Annotated in this window: 15 protein-coding genes; 12 read left to right on the forward strand and 3 right to left on the reverse strand. The window is 49.0% G+C overall.

All coding sequences use genetic code 11. The features are described from left to right. Positions 1-2: 2 nt before the first annotated feature. Positions 3-1,478 (reverse strand): ankyrin repeat domain-containing protein, encoded by a 1,476-nt coding sequence (locus tag AC1XTG_RS19945; RefSeq protein WP_484843155.1) that lies wholly within the window; start codon positions 1,476-1,478, stop codon positions 3-5. 172 nt (positions 1,479-1,650) lie between these two features. Between AC1XTG_RS19945 and AC1XTG_RS19950 the strand changes: the two genes are divergently transcribed. Further along, a complete protein-coding gene (locus tag AC1XTG_RS19950) occupies positions 1,651-2,034 on the forward strand; it encodes a hypothetical protein (protein ID WP_484843156.1) in 384 nt (127 codons plus the stop codon). A 159-nt stretch (positions 2,035-2,193) separates the two neighbouring features. After that, entirely contained in the window at positions 2,194-3,456 is a 1,263-nt protein-coding gene (locus AC1XTG_RS19955) for a porin family protein (protein WP_484843157.1), read from the forward strand. Here AC1XTG_RS19955 and AC1XTG_RS19960 read toward each other — a convergent pair. Then, positions 3,449-4,228: a hypothetical protein gene (locus AC1XTG_RS19960; RefSeq protein WP_484843158.1), complete on the reverse strand. Its 780-nt coding sequence runs from the start codon at positions 4,226-4,228 to the stop codon at positions 3,449-3,451. The two genes, AC1XTG_RS19955 and AC1XTG_RS19960, sit on opposite strands and share 8 nt — an antisense overlap. Before the next feature lie 212 nt (positions 4,229-4,440). Between AC1XTG_RS19960 and AC1XTG_RS19965 the strand changes: the two genes are divergently transcribed. The 10 genes from AC1XTG_RS19965 to AC1XTG_RS20010 all read left to right on the forward strand — a co-directional run bounded on the left by AC1XTG_RS19965 (position 4,441) and on the right by AC1XTG_RS20010 (position 15,833). Then, positions 4,441-5,412 carry an aldo/keto reductase gene (locus AC1XTG_RS19965; RefSeq protein WP_484843159.1) on the forward strand — a complete coding sequence of 324 codons (972 nt, stop codon included), beginning with the start codon at positions 4,441-4,443 and terminating at the stop codon, positions 5,410-5,412. Next, complete coding sequence (locus tag AC1XTG_RS19970; RefSeq protein ID WP_056284459.1) at positions 5,413-6,231, forward strand: helix-turn-helix domain-containing protein; 819 nt, start codon at positions 5,413-5,415, stop codon at positions 6,229-6,231. Positions 6,232-6,491: 260 nt separating this feature from the next. Further along, on the forward strand, positions 6,492-8,867 hold the full coding sequence (locus tag AC1XTG_RS19975; protein WP_484843160.1) for a TonB-dependent receptor: 2,376 nt from the start codon (positions 6,492-6,494) through the stop codon (positions 8,865-8,867). Positions 8,868-8,902: 35 nt separating this feature from the next. Next, positions 8,903-10,138: a DUF4374 domain-containing protein gene (locus tag AC1XTG_RS19980; protein ID WP_484843161.1), complete on the forward strand. Its 1,236-nt coding sequence runs from the start codon at positions 8,903-8,905 to the stop codon at positions 10,136-10,138. A 33-nt stretch (positions 10,139-10,171) separates the two neighbouring features. Continuing rightward, positions 10,172-11,056: a helix-turn-helix domain-containing protein gene (locus AC1XTG_RS19985; protein WP_484843162.1), complete on the forward strand. Its 885-nt coding sequence runs from the start codon at positions 10,172-10,174 to the stop codon at positions 11,054-11,056. Between the two features lie 30 nt (positions 11,057-11,086). Next, positions 11,087-11,419 carry a hypothetical protein gene (locus AC1XTG_RS19990; protein ID WP_484843163.1) on the forward strand — a complete coding sequence of 111 codons (333 nt, stop codon included), beginning with the start codon at positions 11,087-11,089 and terminating at the stop codon, positions 11,417-11,419. Between the two features lie 3 nt (positions 11,420-11,422). Then, the gene (locus tag AC1XTG_RS19995; RefSeq protein WP_056284441.1) at positions 11,423-11,722 is read left to right on the forward strand and encodes a hypothetical protein; all 300 of its coding nucleotides are present in this window, start codon (positions 11,423-11,425) and stop codon (positions 11,720-11,722) included. Next, positions 11,712-13,388 carry a PepSY-associated TM helix domain-containing protein gene (locus tag AC1XTG_RS20000; RefSeq protein WP_484843164.1) on the forward strand — a complete coding sequence of 559 codons (1,677 nt, stop codon included), beginning with the start codon at positions 11,712-11,714 and terminating at the stop codon, positions 13,386-13,388. The genes AC1XTG_RS19995 and AC1XTG_RS20000 overlap by 11 nt, the downstream gene beginning before the upstream one ends. A gap of 51 nt (positions 13,389-13,439) precedes the next feature. Continuing rightward, complete coding sequence (locus AC1XTG_RS20005) at positions 13,440-14,159, forward strand: DUF4198 domain-containing protein (RefSeq protein WP_484843165.1); 720 nt, start codon at positions 13,440-13,442, stop codon at positions 14,157-14,159. Positions 14,160-14,291: 132 nt separating this feature from the next. Then, a complete protein-coding gene (locus AC1XTG_RS20010; RefSeq protein ID WP_484843166.1) occupies positions 14,292-15,833 on the forward strand; it encodes a sulfatase family protein in 1,542 nt (513 codons plus the stop codon). A gap of 10 nt (positions 15,834-15,843) precedes the next feature. Here the strand turns inward: AC1XTG_RS20010 and AC1XTG_RS20015 are convergent, their stop codons facing one another. Then, a complete protein-coding gene (locus AC1XTG_RS20015; protein WP_484843167.1) occupies positions 15,844-16,578 on the reverse strand; it encodes a FadR/GntR family transcriptional regulator in 735 nt (244 codons plus the stop codon). Positions 16,579-16,609 lie beyond the last annotated feature (31 nt).

Raw genomic sequence — 16,609 nt, forward strand, 5'->3', positions numbered from 1 at the left:
AGTTATTTCAGAAAATTAACGGTTACATTGTTTTTGGAGAGCGACTCATTTTCACCCGCCAGGTCGAAGGCTGTTTCATCGAAGCTGGTCATGATGTCCTTCTTCGCGCCGATCGAGATCAGGTATTTGAGCATGCTATCGTCTTTCGCGATCATCGCAGCCTTGTGCAATGCAGTAATTCCTTCCTTGTTTTTTGCATTGACATCGATCTGGTAAGCTTCCAGCTTTTTCACGAGCGCCAGGTCATTTTTCGCAACTGCCAGATGGTAGAGCGTATTCCCGTTTTGCTGCGCTGCATTGAGCTTCAATCCTTTGTCTTGCAGGATCTTCATTTTTGCGTCAAAATCAGCAGCAGTCCGCGGACTGTATGACTGAACCAGGTAAGCAGCCAGGTTATCTCCGCTGCGATCACTTACATTCACGTCAGCGCCTTTGCTGAGCAGGTAACTTACCACCGCAGGCGAATTGCCGCGTACTGCCAGCGCAAGTGCAGTCGCACCTTTCTGGTTAGCCTGGTTGATGTTTTTTACTTTCGGAGCAAGCAGCGCCAGCGTTGCAGTGTCCGGGTTTGATGCCGCTGCATTCATGAACACCGTATTTCCATCCTCGTCAGCCTGGTTCACATCCACGCCTTTTGACAGGAAATAGGTAACGATATCGTCCTGCTTTGGTCTGCGAACCACCGAATGCAATGCATTCTGGCCATTTTTACCCGTTACATTTGGTTTGATATTCAGGCTTTCCAGGTACTTATAAACTTCGATCGAATTGGCACCACGGCGTGATCCCTGAGCAGCCATTAACATGGCGGTCGGATTGGCGGGTACTCCTTTTTGCAAAAGGGCTTTCAATACTTCAATGTTACCACCGCGCGCCGCATAGCTGAATGCGTTGTTGCCGGCAGCATCGGTACTTTTCAGGTCCAGGCCTTTTGAAACAAAATAATTTGTAAGTGTCAGGTCTTTATCGTTCGCCACAGCCAGCAGCAATGCATTGGCGCCGTCGTGGTTCAGGTCTTTTTTCAGGTTAGCGCCATTTGCAATGCAGATCTCGTAGATTTTGGTATTCGCCTGTCCGGCGCCGGCCGCGAAATTCAGCGGGGTGGAGCCGTGGCTGTCAATTACATCTGCTTTCGCACCTTTTGAGACCAGGTACTCCATGATCTCAACATTTCCTCTGCTTGCGGCCCAGTGCAGGTAAGTGCGGCCGTCGTGGGTAAGCTTGTCTACCGTATTTCCCGGTTGTGAGAGTAAAAATTCAATGGTTGACTGGGGAGCTCCCGAGTTGATCGCCATGACGACTGCATCAAAGCTCATCGGGTTCAGCTGAGCAGGATCTGCTCCTTTCTGGATTTCTGCTTTTACTGTATTAACGTCCGGAGAATTCTTCCAGAACGCTTGATCAAGAAGGGTGTTTTTTTGCTGTGCATAACCCGCAATGGAAGAGCATGCGAAGAGGGCAATCAGAAGTTTTTTCATAAAAACAATGTTAATGGGACGCTCGCAGCCTGCGTAATACTTCGATACAGGCACGCTACAAAGCTAACGATAATCAGTCTAAATAAAAGACCTTTTTTGAAAGAATGTGCCTGTTGATGTTACCTGCGGGGGGTTTGAGTGTATAAAGGCTGAAAAAGAAAATCTTTATACTATGGACACTTTCATTATTTTAGCTGTCATCGCTGGCATTGGTTACTGGATGTTTACCGTCTCCAAAAGAAGAAAAACGGTTGTACTGGACGACAATTCATTTTACCAGAACGGGGTTCGGGTAAACTTTACCGAACAAACCATCACCATAGGCAGGTACACCTATCCGGTACACAAAGTCACGGGCATCAAGGCAAATACAGTGGTGAAAACCAAGGCTTCCATTCTGGCCAATGTGGGTACGGTCGACATTGAAGTAGACGATTTTACAAAGCCTGTACACAGCATTAACTTCAATGGTTATTCGGTTCAAAAAGACACCAAGGAATTCGCACAGCGCCTATCGGTTGCATTGCGAAAAGCCGGTGGACCGAGTTTCAGCTAGGCAGACGCTTCATTCAGGGAAAGCCCGGCATATTGCCCGGAAAAAGGGTGGGACAGGAAACAGAAAAAGCCGCATCAAACTAGTTGGGTAATACATAGTGTAAAATGCCCTTGACAGTTGTTACTTTGTGTCTGCTTCCTCTCTCCCAACTGTTGTTATATGATTTACAAGATTACCCTGTTTGTCTTTTTATTCGTATCCTTCCATTATTCAAAAGCCCAGAAATCATTTGAACCCGGCTACCTGCTTGTTTCCGCCGGCGACACGCTGAAAGGGTATATCGATTACAAAAACTGGTCAAGAAATCCCGAAACGATCAGCTTCCGGAATGCGGCAGACGCGGCAGTAAAAACCTACGGATTGAGTGATCTGGAAGGTTTTTATGTGCACGGAGAGAGTTATATCAAAGCAGAAGTAGATGTGAATACCAGTCCGTCGTCCATTGATGAGCTATCATATTCCCCATTGCCAAAGCTAGAAAAAGCAACTGCCTTTTTGTTAACACTCAACAGCGGGCCAAAGGGCCTTTATTATTTGAAAGGAAAGGACGATAAGGTCCAGCTGTATGTGAGCGACAAGCCCGGCGCCTACGAATTGCTCGTGGAACACAGGTACCTCGCTAATAATGCAACACGGCAGGTCGTGACTGTTAACCAATACAGGGAGCAGTTGAAGAAGTTCTTTTCTGATTGTGAGGCTGTTATGGCGGGAAATAAAAAGGTCTTTTATTCATCCAAAATGATCGGCCAGCTGTTTGACAGGTACTATGCGCAATGTGCTTCCACCAAACCGGCCGTCTCCTATAAATCTCCGGCTTCTGTAACCCAGTTCGGGATTATTGCAGGATTAACGGGTTCGAAGTTGAGCTTCGAAGGTGTTTATGATCCCAGGCTCGTGCATGGAAATTTTCCCGTATCGCGCAATGCAACGGGCGGACTTTTCTTTAATATCCTGGTACCCCGACTCAAACAACGCATTTCGGTCTACAACGAACTTGCATTTGTATCCTACAAAACCAGCAGCGTAGATGAGACCCGATACAGCGGAGACAGCTACAATAGGTGGACCAGCACAATGGGGTACAACTATATCAAGCTTACCAATATGGTGAGGTACTACATTCCGGCGGGTGGGTTGAAGCTGTTTTTGAATGCGGGTATTTCCAATGCAGCCGCCATTTCTGAAACAAACGAGGAAATCATAGAAAGCAAATTTTCCGGCCCGCAGCCGCTCGTTTCGAAAAACATAGTATTGGGCGCTACCCGCAAGCATGAACTGGGATTTGTTGCCGGCCTCGGAGCGACTTACAAGAAGTTCGGTGCCGAGTTCCGCTACGAGTCCACCAATGGGATGTCGGCATTGCAGGATTTAAAGTCAAAAATCAGCAGGACCTATTTGCTGGTCAGCTACCGGATTAAGTAGGTAAAAGTCCGGGCTTCAAACGTTCCGCATGGAGAATGTCCTTGCCGGAAGCCGCGAGCTCTCCTGATCTTATAGCCGGTTTTTCATGTAGTAACCTGTTCCATACCAGCAATCCTGCGACAGCGCAGGCAATGCCGGTTACGAAAACCAATCCCCGGATTGTACCTGACAGTGCACTGCGACTTCCGGATTCTGTCGCGTCTTTCCAGCCAACAGCCCAATGTAGAAGCAGCGGGATAGTCGCCAATGCGTTAAACCAGGATAGCTTGTTGTGAAAATTTTCAACGGCAGCCTTATATGCAGCATCCGTAGCGTACAAGTACATGATCAGTGTAATGACAAGAACCGCCGTGCTGCCAGCTATGTAAAATCCGGCCGTTTTCAGCCAGACCCGCCTTGTTTCAGCAGTAAACAGGAGACAAATTCCATACAAGCCCCACGTAGCCAGCACCAGGGAATAAGACGGAAAGTACAGGTTAATGTAATCGCCAACTACGAAGACGCGGTACATTATATAGTATCGTAGGATAGTTGCGATCAGGTGTATTGTGACGGCAACTTTGGCCGCATGATGACCGGCAGTAACGTGATACCATAACAAAGCCGCCAGCCACAGCATGGAAGTAGCGAATGCGACAACAAGCCACGGCAGAAAGGAGGGCAGGAGAAATAGCCTGGAATCAAGCAGGGCTTGTAATGAGATTTGGAGCGCGGTACTGGCCGCGTAAATCACGCCGCAAAATATCAGTAATACATACATGCTTTTTGTCATGGCTGAATGTGGGTCAGGCTATCAAATGAATAAACAGGACTTCGACGGGCAATGTACTTCGCTGCAAACTGATTTGCTGCCCGGTTAAGATTATTTAACAGATCACTTGTGCAGCTTTCCATCTCCGAGAATGGAAGAGTGTGAGCCGTAGAGACAAAACATTTGAGCCGCAGGAGCAACTCGCGCGCGGCCGGAAACCTGATCTTTGTGTTATGAAAAACATCACAAAAATTCAGTTGGGCCAAAACGGCCCGTTCGTGTCCAAACTTGGTTTGGGCTGCATGCGTATGTCGTCTGTCTGGGGTGGGCCCACAGCTGACGAGACCGAAAGTATAGCTACGATCCAGCAGGCGCTGGATAGCGGCATCAACTTTCTGAACACCGGGGATTTCTATGGCGCAGGCCACAATGAAATGCTGATAGGAAAGGCTGTTAAAGACAGGCGCGACGATGCATTTATCAGTGTCAAATTCGGCGCTATCTTTCACAATGGTCAATGGCTGGGAATGGACCTTCGTCCTGTTGCTATCAAAAATTTCATCAACTACTCGCTGACCCGTTTGGGCGTTGAAACCATCGACCTTTACCAGCCAAGCCGAATGGATGGAAGCGTGCCCGTTGAAGATATCATCGGAACAGTAGCCGACCTGATCAAAGAAGGCAAGGTTCGTTACATCGGCGTATCAGAAATTACAGCCGAACAGCTTCGCGAGGCCAACAGCGTTTATCCGATCAGCGCGCTGGAAATCGGCTACTCACTCGCGGACCGCCAGATAGAGAGCGACCTACTTCCCGCAGCAAAAGAATTGGGAATTGCCGTGGTTGCATTTGCCAACACCGCCGAGGGACTGTTGACAGGTAACATGAAGGCCCCGCTTTCCGAAACCGACCACCTCAACCATTTCTCGCGGTTCCAGGGTGAAAACCTGGTGAAGAACCTTGAAAAAGTGGAGGTGCTGAAGCAACTCGCCGGCAGCAAAGGCTACACACCCACACAGCTGGCCATTGCCTGGGTGAATGCGCAGGGTGACCATATCATGCCTTTGGTGAGCATGAGCCGCAGGTCGCGCTTGCCGGAAAATATCGCAGCTATGGATATTGTATTTACGCCGGAAGAAATGAACACCTTAAATACTACTTTTGCACCAGGTGCTATCCTAGGCGGCACTTATTTACAGCGCTAAATGACCAGTCCAGCAGAAATTCTCCCAGGCGTGATCTTCTATTCTTACCTCTCTGCAGAGCGGAAGGAGAAAGTGGCTTTCTGGAACCATCATACATTGGTATTACAGGTTTCAGGGCACTTTACACTGGAAACATCTTCACAAACGATCTCCATGACCGGAGGAGAAATGCTGCTGATTGGCAGAAATCAGCTGGGTACGCTCATCAAAACACCCGGGCCCGGCGGTTATTATGAAACAATCGTTATATCCCTGCAGGAAGATCTCCTGCGCAGGATCGCGCTGGAAGAAAAACTGGAAGCAGAGCGGAAATACATTGGTCCGCCCAATATCCTGATTCCAACAAACGAATTCCTGCAGGGATATTTTCAATCCATCGTTCCCTACGCGCGCAGTTCGGGAGCGGCGATGACAGATGAAATGGGCATTCTCAAAGTGAAGGAAGGGGTGAAGTTGCTGCTACTTGCCCTGCCGGGACTCCGCAACTTTCTGTTCGACTTCTCAGAACCTTACAAGATCGATCTGGAAAAGTTCATGCTCAGCAATTACCACTTTAATGTTCCCATTGAAAAATTCGCGCAGCTTACCGGTCGCAGCCTCGCGGCCTTCAAACGTGATTTCGTAAAAACATTCGGCTCCCCGCCGAGACACTGGTTGCAGGAAAAGCGGCTTAACGAAGCCAAGCACCTCATTGAAACCAGACACGAAAAACCCTCCGCCATTTACCTCGACCTGGGCTTCGAAAGCCTTTCCCATTTCTCACGCTCGTTCAAGAAAAAATTCGGCAAAGCGCCCACTGCATTGAACAATGCGGGCTAGTATGTACAAATTGTCCATGTGAATCGGCAAGTTGTATAAGTGAATGTCAAACAAAGCGCATACTTTTGTGGCTCTATTTAGAATAAGTCTATTTACTAATAGGAATAGGCTTAGTCGTTATTGAAATAATCCATTTATGGTCGTAAAACTTTTACCAGGCTCCTTTATCTAACTATAAAGCAAAAAAAGCCGGATGGCTGGTACCCACCCGACTTTCGCGCCAAGGCGCGGTGCTTTCAAACGCTGAACATTTTTAAGCAATGCAAATTAGCAAAATTCTGCTTACAGGGCTGTTTTGTGCCCTGTCTACCATCGCCTTTGCCCAGCAGTCGGGCATTCTGCTTTCCGGGCAGGTCCGCACAGAGGATGGCGACGCGCTTCCCGGCGCATCTGTAAGTCTCAAAGGTACTTCTTATGGTACCGTCGCTGATGCAGCAGGCAGGTACACGCTCGACAATGTACGTCCGGGCGACTACCAGCTGATCGTCACTTACCTCGGTTATCAGACACTCTCGAAAGACATTACATTGAAACCGGGTGAGCATGCCAAACACAGTTTCCGGCTGGTTTCCCAAAGCCGCGACCTGGAATCGCTCTCTGTAATCGGCCGCTCCGAGGCAAAGGAGGTCAATCGCCAGGCATACAACGTAACGGCGATTGATGCGCGAAAGCTGCAAAATGCTACGCTGGACCTTTCTCATGCACTCGACCGTGTTTCCGGTGTGCGGGTTCGGGAGAGCGGCGGGGTAGGGTCCAACATGAATTTTTCACTGAATGGATTCACAGGTCGCCAGGTGAAGTTCTTCCTCGATGGTGTACCGATGGATAATTTCGGCTCCTCTTTCCAGCTCAACAACATTCCCATCAACCTGGCTGAGCGCGTGGAGGTATATAAAGGCGTCGTACCTATCTGGCTGGGCTCCGACGCACTGGGCGGGGCCGTCAATATCGTGACCAATACCCGCCAGAACAGCTACCTGGATGCATCCTATTCCTACGGATCGTTTAACACGCACCGCACAACGATCAATGCAGGTTATACCAGCAAAAATGGCTTCACAGCGCAGCTGAATGCATTTCAAAACTACTCGGACAACAACTACTGGATCAATGTGGACGTAGCCGATGTGAATACGGGCGAGTACTTCCGGAACCAGCGACTCAGGCGCTTTCACGATACCTATCACAATGAAACGGTGATCGCGAATGTAGGTGTGGTCAACAAAAAGTTTGCAGACCGGCTGCTGATGGGCATTACGCTTGGACAAAACAAGGCCGAGATCCAGACTGGCGCCAGGATGGTAAGCGTTTTTGGGGCGTGGCACCGCAGGGGTAACATCGTGATGCCAAGCCTCAAATACCAGAAGAAGGACCTTTTTGTAAAAGGATTAAATCTGAGTATCTCAGCCAATTACAATCTCGGGCAGGAGCAGAATGTGGATACCGTATACCGCCGCTACAACTGGTTCCAGCAGTTCAAACAATATGAAGGTTTGGGTAGCGAGCGCGAAAGGTCGCTCTACCGGTTCCGTAACAACAATGGACTTGCCACTGCCAACCTGACCTACCAGATCAACGAGCGGCATTCATTTACCATCAATAATGTATATAACACCTTCAACCGAACGGGCGAAGACGAGCTTTTTCCGGATGCAGAGAAGTTTGAGCAACCGAGGATCAACAGGAAAAATGTGCTGGGACTAGGTTATAAATTCGATTACAACGAGCGCTGGAACACGTCGGTTTTTGTAAAACGGTTTACCCAACACAACAAATATTCGGTATCGTACAACCCGAGCGGCAACTGGGGCGACAATGCATTTCTTGAACAGAAAAACAGTTTCAGCAAGCTTGGTTATGGGATTGCATCTACGTATTTCCTTTTCAAAAATTTCCAAGTCAAAGGTTCATTTGAAAAAAGCTACCGCCTGCCTGAAACAGACGAGCTGTTCGGTGACCTGATCAACCTGGAAGGTAACATTGAGCTCGATCCGGAGACCAGCCATAATTACAACCTCGGGTTCAGCTACAATGCAGCCATAAACCGCATGCATAGGTTTAGCCTGGATGCAAATGTGCTCTACCGCGACGCACGAGGCTTTATCCGCCCGCGCCTGAATGCAAACCAGACCAAGCAGGTAATGGATAACCTGGCCAGTGTGACCAACTTCGGGATCGACGGCGAGGTCCGTTATTCGTACAAGCAGCTGCTCACCGCCGGCGTCAACCTGACCTACCAGTCACTGCGCAACAACACCCGCTTTGAGGAAGGCTACACTACACAAAGTCCGCTTTACCGCGACCGCATTCCAAACATGCCGTTTATGTTCGGGAATGCAGATGCCGCATTGTTCCTGAAAGATCTGGGGCGGAAGGGGAATACACTTACATTCGGATACAACCTCCTGTTTGTACACGCCTACTATCTCTACTGGCCCAGCCTGGGCAGCGACAAGCTCGACATTCCGCAGCAGCTGAGCCACGATGTAAATGTGGTATATGCGATGGCCGGCGGGAAGTACAACATCGCGCTGGAATGCAAAAACCTGCTCGACGCCAAACTGTATGACAATTTCAGTCTGCAAAAGCCAAGTCGCGGTTTCTATGTCAAATTACGCTACTTCATCAGTAAATAATTTCTCTCAACTCATAATCAACTCTAATCAAAAAAATGAAAAAGTCATATTTAAAATGGTTTTTCGTCGCGGGTGCAGGTTTGCTCCTGAATGCGTGTGATAATGGAAGTTCTACGCCGGAACCAGGACCCGGGCCAAACCCTGGCGGTGTGTCGCGCTATGTGGTAGCCTCGGCGCCTATAGGGTCACAGGGCGTGGCTGATTACCTGCTGACTACGAGCGACCTTACGCAGGGGACGATCAGTACAGTAGGGCAGGGAATTGAGCAGGATGGATCGTACCGCTACTATGTGACGCACAAAGGGAAGTTTTTCAGTTTGTTGTACGGACAAGGTAACCCGGGCGCGGTAACTACCTATGCATTGGATGAAAAAGGCGCATTGCAGAAAACTTCTGACTTCCAGGCTGAAACTGTGCATGTATTCGCCCCGGCAGGTGATGATATTCTGACGATCAGAGTGCCGCGGAGTGGAAATGAAAGTGCATCCTGGTTCCGTATCAATGCCGATCAGTCTAAAATCGTAGCGGAAGGCCAGGTGAACATTGTGAAGCTGGCTGGTAATGGAGAGCGCGCGCACTTTACCTGGGCCACGCAGGTGGGCGACAAAATCTATGCACCTTATATGAGTATCAAAGGAGCCGCGCCGGATGTGTTCGGCACTGCTTACCCCGACAGCAGCTGGGTCGCGGTGTTTTCTTATCCTGGAATGGTTTACGAAAAAACGATCAGGGACAACCGTACAAGCTTTATTGGCACTTACTTCAACAATGGCCTCGCTGTGGACGAAAATGGAGATGTATACGGATTCTCGTCAGCTTCTGCCAGCAATGCGGGAGTGGCTACATCTAAAAAGCCGTCTGCATTTATCCGCATCAAGAAAGGTGCGAGCGAATTTGACCAGAGTTATTTCTTTAATGTACAGGAGAAATCGGGTGGTTACAAGATCGCGAACCAGACTTACCTCGGCGGCGGCAAGATACTGCTGTATATGTATGGAAATGTAAATACAGCCACCGGTAACAAAAAGCTGGCGATCGCTGACCTTTACGCCCAAACATTTACCTGGGTAACCGGCGCGCCCGACCTGTTTGCATCGTCATCGGCATCTTACAACAACAACACGGTAAGTGACGACAAAAAGAGCGTGTTCGTCGGCATTAACACCGAAGCAGGCAGCTGGGTTTACACCATCGACATCGCAACTGCCACGGCCAAACAGGGCCTGAAAGTAGAAGGCGGCGCGATTACCGCGATTGTAAAAGTCAAGTAAAAACCGGAGAGAAAAGCAGGCTGGTAAGCACCTATGGCATACAGGGATTTCGAAAACAGGCAGACATTTGAACAGGAAGGAGAGGTCCTATCCGAGGAAGTTCCCCTTCATGAATTGGGCAATGCATTTTTTGAAATGACAACGATCGAGGAAGCAGATGAATATTTTTTCAAAGGAGCGCACCGCCACGATTTTTATGAACTGCTCTGGTTCAGGAACGTGGGAGCCGGTCAGTCCCACTGCATTGATTTCATCCGCTGCCCGATCGCCAACAACCAGGTGTTTCTGTTATTACCCGGTCAGGTGCACAGCATTGACCAGCGTGGCAAGTCCGGATTTCTGATGGCAGTTTCCCGGGATTTCTTTGAGCGACAGCTTGGTCGCGATATGATGCAGGCTTTCAGCTACTCCACCAATTTCAATGTGGTCATTCCTGAGGAAATGGTGCAGGTACTGAGCACGCTCACAGACCTGATCAAAAATGAATACGAAGGCGAGTGCCGGCCTGCCATACTTGAATCCTATCTACGAAGCTGGCTGCTGCATTGCATTGAGCTGCAAAAGCAGATCAATGCGGTATCGCACAGTGACCCGCGGCTGCATGCATTGATCGGGTTTATCGAGGCGAACTACCGCAAACAGCGCCATGCAGATTTTTACGCAAAACAGCTGTCTATCAGCGCCAAGCGCCTGAATGAACTTACCCGGGAGTCTTTTGGCAAAACGATCAACCAGATGGTCAGCGAGCGGCTGATCCTGGAAGCCAAACGCGAGATCGGCGACATCAGAAAGCCCATTAAAGAGATCAGCTACGAGCTGGGCTTTTCAGAGCCCGCCTACTTTTCACGGTTTTTCGGAAAGCAGACAGGCTTGGCCCCGCAAGATTTCAGAAAGCGGATCGCAGCATTGAATAACTAGCAATCTTTCATTCTTACAATTCAAAATCAGATGTTTAGTACCATTTGCCTGCTTTTTCTCTGCGGCTTTATCTTCTGGATGAACACCTCCCGGCGCATTGCCTGGTCTGACAGAAATCCGGTAATGGCCTATATGTCGGCCAAGCCAGTGTACAGCCGCTATGCTGCCGCCGCTTTGTTTATCATCGCAGCCGCCCTGTGCGTGATCCGGCTGGGCGCAGGGAGCGGCTTGTTTGCTGCGGTCACCATTTTAATGGCTGCGGGCTCGGTCTCAGTGCTGTTTTTTCCTTTTCAATATCTCGGTGTAAAAGGCATCGGGATCCTCTATCTCTGTGTGCTTGCACTTGAACTGCTCACCTCTTAAACTATGCCTGCTAACAAGAAATATCTGACCAAATCTCCGTGGCTGCGCCTGAGCAAGATCCTCGCCGGGTCGGTTGGCGGTTATGCTGTGATGATGAGCCTGCATTTGTTCTTTACCGCTTTTTTGCCAAAAGAAGAGGTGATCATAACCTCCTATTTCACTGGCTATATCCTTTGGGCTTTCCTGCTGCTTTATGCATTTGTTGCCCAGAATGTATGGCGCGTATGGACGATTTACATTGTCCTTACCCTTGTGTTTTCACTGCCTTACCTGCTGAACTTCAATCTCAATCATGGATCTTAGAAAGTACAACATCTATTTTCACACCCATACAATCAGCGGGATCATCATTGCTGCGATATTGTATGTGATCTTCTTTGCAGGTTCTTTTTCCTTTTTCAAAGACGATATCTCGGCCTGGCAAAAAGGGAAATCGATAGCGACGCAAGCGCCTGAGCTCAGGTTTAACCACCTGATCGATTCGCTGGGAGGGAAGTACAACCTGCGCGGCCGCAACTTCGACTTTTATATCCAGCGGCAGGGCCAGGGTACTTATGTGAATATGACGGCGTCGGCCGATACCACCATCAGCAAACCCAAACCCAAGCCAAAAGGCGAAGGCAGGCGAAAGGGCAGAGGCCGGCGGGGCGGCGATGACGATTCGGCTTACTTCCTGTACAGCTTCACAGACCAGAAAGCCGCAGGCGACTATTCGGAAGCCTATGATATGGGCGAGTTCCTGTACCGGCTGCATTTTCTTGCACAGCTCAACCAGGTATTTACATTCAACATCGGCACGCCGGTGGGTTATCTGATTGCAGGTATCGTCTCATTTCTGTTCCTGTTTGCGCTGATTACAGGTTTGCTGGTGCATTGGGATAAAATAAGGTCCAATTTCTTCGTGTTCCGGCCGCTTAGCAAATGGAAGACAGTCTGGACAGATATGCACACGGTGCTTGGGGTGATTGGCTTTCCGTTTCAGCTTGTTTTTGCTGTGACCGGCGTGGTACTGATCGTAAACTGGTGGATACTGACCCCCTTTGCCGACTTGCTCTATGAAGGCAACTCCGAAAAGCTGTACGAAAGCCTGCAATTCAGGCGCGAGATAAAAGCGGAGTACTCCTACAAACCGATGAATGCAGATTTTGACCTTGACGCTTTTGTTTCCAAATGGCAGAAAGAATGGAAAGGGAGCCCGATCACGGGCATTCATATCCGCAATTACATGGACCAGAATATGCAGGTTAGCATGGAATCCAAGCCAAATCCGCAAACCAGTTTCGCCGGTTCCGGTATGGTGCATATCGAAGCCGCGTCGGGCAAAATTATCGCGCAGAAATCGCCGCTGACGGGCGGCAATTACATTGATCGCGTGAAAAGCCTGGTGTACCACCTGCATTTCGGGGATTTTGGCGGGAAGCCTTTGCGCATTGTCTTTTTTGTCCTTGGATTAATGGGCTGTGCGGTGATCATTTCCGGTATCCTGATCTGGTTTGTGGCCAGGGACAAAGTGAGCACCGAACCGCACAAGCGCGCATTCAATTTCTGGGCAAGTAATGTGTTTCTGGCTGCCTGCCTGAGTATGCTGCCGGTAACTGCATTCACTTTTGTGATGCTTAAAGTTTTGCCGAAAGTGGATCAGACAGCGATTTACCATACCTACTTTTACAGCTGGCTAGCCTTATCCGTATACTTCATCATTCGCCGGAGCTTTCCGCTGATGAACCGCCAGACGCTGCTATTATCCGCCGTGCTCTGTCTTGGGGTTCCTATTGCAAACGGCATTTCTTCCAAACTCTGGCTCTGGCGTACCTGGCAGCAGGGTGCATTCGACATTTTCTTTATTGATGCATTGTTCCTGGTACTGTCTGCCTGCTGCACATTCGCTTACCGGCGCGTGATGCTGGATGCAAAGCCTTTCAGGGTTTTGGGTAAAGAAAAGAAAAAGCCTGCGCTGGTTGCTCCGTAATGCAGCCGGGTACCTGTTTTCACATTCATGTTTGATAAAACCTTTGAAATAATGATCATCAAGAAAACACTTTTAGCAATCGTTGCATTTGTCGCGGCCATTTCAAACCTGCAGGCGCACGCACTCTGGATACAAACTGCTCCCACCGGCGTTCCGGGCAAAGAACAAACTATAAAAATCACCTACGCCGAGCCAGGACTGCAGCCCGAAAAGGTTTATGAATGGTACTCCGATGTGAAGGAGTTTGAGCTGTGGCTTACTGCACCTGACGGAAAAAAAGAAAAACTGACCACAGTTGCAGCAGACGATCATTTCACCTCCCGGTTCACCCCTCAGCAGCAAGGCGTTTATACGATATCGGCAGGTCACAGCGCGAAAGAACTGGGCGGGAAAACCGTCTACCAGTTCAATGCGAGCGCGCTTGTGAAAGTGGGTAATGCGGCAGAAGGTAATACTCCGGGAGTGAATAAAAACGAATTGAACGTGTTCGCAGACGCGGCGAAATCATACAAAAACAACAAGCCGATTCAGGTTACCACGCTCTATAAAGGGGCGCCGGGCGAGAAGATCGTTGTAACGGTATCATCCCCAAGCGGCTGGTCGAGGCAGATCGAGACCAATCAACAGGGAATAGCCGAATTCACACCGCTCTGGCCGGGAACATACTTTATCGAAGCCTCCAAAAGCTGGAAAGAAAGCGGTACCCACGGCGATAAGGAATACAGCGCCATCTGGCGGGCAGCAACGCTGCTTGTGGAAGTTGCCAGGTAAGAAGGCAGACAGGCAGGTAAGCAGCCAGGTTCTTCCTTGTATTATGTATGATTTATCCTTTATTTTGTGAGACCTAAGTTATACAGAGAGTATCTGTAAGATCTGGTTAAGGGATTTAATCAAAACAATACAATGCTGAAAAAAGGCTGCTTACTTACCTGGCTCTTTGTAATCGCGTGGATTTCACCAGCTCAGGCGCAAAAGGCAGATGCGAGACCAAACATCGTCATCATCATTTCAGATGATCATGCTTTTCAGGCGATCGGTGCTTATGGAAACAAGCTGGTTGCAACTCCCAACATCGATCGTATAGCCAGTAGCGGTATTCGTTTTGACAAAGCGTATGTGACGAATTCCATTTGCGGCCCGAGCAGGGCTGTTTTGTTGACCGGGAAGTACAGTCACAAGAACGGATTCAAGGATAATGAAACTTCCACTTTTGATCATCGGCAGGACAATTTTGTAAAGCACCTGCAGGCAGGCGGCTATCAGACTGCCTGGATCGGGAAAATGCATTTGGCAGGCAAGCCGGAGGGTTTTGATTTTTACAACATTCTGCCGGACCAGGGTTCTTATTACAATCCCGAGTTCATCGGAATGAATGGGGAAAAGATCAAAAAAGAAGGATATGTAACCAACCTGATCGAAGATATATCGGAACAATGGCTGGATTCACGGGATACCGGCAAGCCGTTTTGCATTGTAATAGGTCATAAAGCCACACACCGGAACTGGCTGCCCGATACCGTTGATTTTGGCCGGTATGATGCTGTCAAATTCCCATTGCCTCCCAACTTCAATGATACATACCAGACCAGGTCGGCGGCGGCTGTTCAGGATATGAGCATCGACAAAACCATGCAAATGGGATACGACCTGAAAATGCTGGGATACAGCAAGAATAGCGAGCCGACGGTCAACAGGATGAATGCCAGCCAGAGAGCAAAATTCGATGCCTATTATGGAGCGATAGAAGCGGAGTTGAAATCTAAAAAGCTTAGCGAGCAGGAATTGGCTGAATGGAAATACCAGCGGTATCTGAAAGATTATTACAGTACCGCCGCCTCACTGGACCGAAACATCGGCCGCACTCTTGACTATCTCGACAAACACAATTTACAACAGAACACGATTGTCATTTATCTGTCCGACCAGGGTTTTTATCTGGGTGAGCACGGTTGGTTCGACAAGCGGTTTATGTATGAAGAGTCTTTCCGGACACCGATGCTGATGCGCTTTCCCGGTGTTATCAAGCCCGGTACAACCAGCGATCACCTGGTCATGAACCTGGATATCGCACCTACATTGCTGGAAGCGGCCGGGGTGCCTGTACCTGCTGATATGCAGGGAAAATCAATGATGCCGCTCCTTAAAAACAACCGCGCGAAGGGCCGCGACGCATTGTACTACCACTATTACGAGAATGGCGAACATTCCGTTTCACCGCATTTCGGTGTGAGCGCGAACAACTACAAGCTGATCCGGTTTTATAAGCGCGTCGACTCCTGGGAGCTGTTTGACCTGAAAAAGGATCCTTCGGAAGAGGTCAACATATTCGGTAAGCCGGGACTTGAAAAGGTCACGGCCGAGCTGAAAAACAAGCTTGATGAGCTGATCAAATTGTATGATGACCGGGACGCGAGAGGTATTTTAGACGCAGCATCAGGAAAGTAAAATGGTACACCTATTTCATGGCAAGCCTTGCAAAGTGGTTTTCCAAATGGCTGCGCATGCCGTTTCTCAGCTGCTCCGAATTGCCGTTTTCGATAATCTCAACAAGTCCTTTGTGTGAAACAAAATCGGCATTGGCTGAATATTTGCGCAGCAAACCGCTTTTGTGCACGTAGTCAAACACCGGCAAGAGCATGCGCTGAAATTTCTTCATGGTCTCGTTACCCGTGATCTCATACAGTTTTCCATGAAATGCAATCTCATGCTCGATCTGGAAAAGCATCCGGTCGGAGGATGAGGGTTCGTTTTCAACCAGCACTTTCAAAGCAGCGATATCCTCGGGCGTAACGCGCTCCATAATAAAGTCGGCCATCCCGATTTCCAGTGACAGGCGCATTTCAAAGATCTCTTTCAATGTATTGCCATCCAGGATCTTCGGGTTCATACTTTTTTCCAAGATGGACACCAGATCCGGACTGGTAATCACGGCGCCGCGGTGCTTTTTGGATTCTACCAATCCCATCAGCCGCAGGCGCAGCATGGCCTCCCGGACCACCGTCCGGCTCACCCCAAGTGACTGCGCCAGTTCCAGTTCTTTGGGAATGGAGTCGCCCACTTTGAAGTTCTTTTCAATAAATAAGGCGATCAGGTTACTCTCAACTTTGTCTACCAGCGAGCTTGTGTCAATGCTCTTAATACTCTGAAAAATGTCGTCCATTTGAAGCGTAAAGCGTATTATGTATGACAAATGTGCGGGTTTTCTTTCAATCCGCAAGTGG

Source organism: Dyadobacter sp. HNCC25DJ183 (assembly GCF_056895175.1).

Bases quoted from the DNA above. Each gene is read 5' to 3' on its own strand.
- AC1XTG_RS19945 (WP_484843155.1), bottom strand. From the start codon at position 1,478: ATGAAAAAACTTCTGATTGCCCTCTTCGCATGCTCTTCCATTGCGGGT.
- AC1XTG_RS19950 (WP_484843156.1), top strand. From the start codon at position 1,651: ATGGACACTTTCATTATTTTAGCTGTCATCGCTGGCATTGGTTACTGG.
- AC1XTG_RS19955 (WP_484843157.1), top strand. From the start codon at position 2,194: ATGATTTACAAGATTACCCTGTTTGTCTTTTTATTCGTATCCTTCCAT.
- AC1XTG_RS19960 (WP_484843158.1), bottom strand. From the start codon at position 4,228: ATGACAAAAAGCATGTATGTATTACTGATATTTTGCGGCGTGATTTAC.
- AC1XTG_RS19965 (WP_484843159.1), top strand. From the start codon at position 4,441: ATGAAAAACATCACAAAAATTCAGTTGGGCCAAAACGGCCCGTTCGTG.
- AC1XTG_RS19970 (WP_056284459.1), top strand. From the start codon at position 5,413: ATGACCAGTCCAGCAGAAATTCTCCCAGGCGTGATCTTCTATTCTTAC.
- AC1XTG_RS19975 (WP_484843160.1), top strand. From the start codon at position 6,492: ATGCAAATTAGCAAAATTCTGCTTACAGGGCTGTTTTGTGCCCTGTCT.
- AC1XTG_RS19980 (WP_484843161.1), top strand. From the start codon at position 8,903: ATGAAAAAGTCATATTTAAAATGGTTTTTCGTCGCGGGTGCAGGTTTG.
- AC1XTG_RS19985 (WP_484843162.1), top strand. From the start codon at position 10,172: ATGGCATACAGGGATTTCGAAAACAGGCAGACATTTGAACAGGAAGGA.
- AC1XTG_RS19990 (WP_484843163.1), top strand. From the start codon at position 11,087: ATGTTTAGTACCATTTGCCTGCTTTTTCTCTGCGGCTTTATCTTCTGG.
- AC1XTG_RS19995 (WP_056284441.1), top strand. From the start codon at position 11,423: ATGCCTGCTAACAAGAAATATCTGACCAAATCTCCGTGGCTGCGCCTG.
- AC1XTG_RS20000 (WP_484843164.1), top strand. From the start codon at position 11,712: ATGGATCTTAGAAAGTACAACATCTATTTTCACACCCATACAATCAGC.
- AC1XTG_RS20005 (WP_484843165.1), top strand. From the start codon at position 13,440: ATGATCATCAAGAAAACACTTTTAGCAATCGTTGCATTTGTCGCGGCC.
- AC1XTG_RS20010 (WP_484843166.1), top strand. From the start codon at position 14,292: ATGCTGAAAAAAGGCTGCTTACTTACCTGGCTCTTTGTAATCGCGTGG.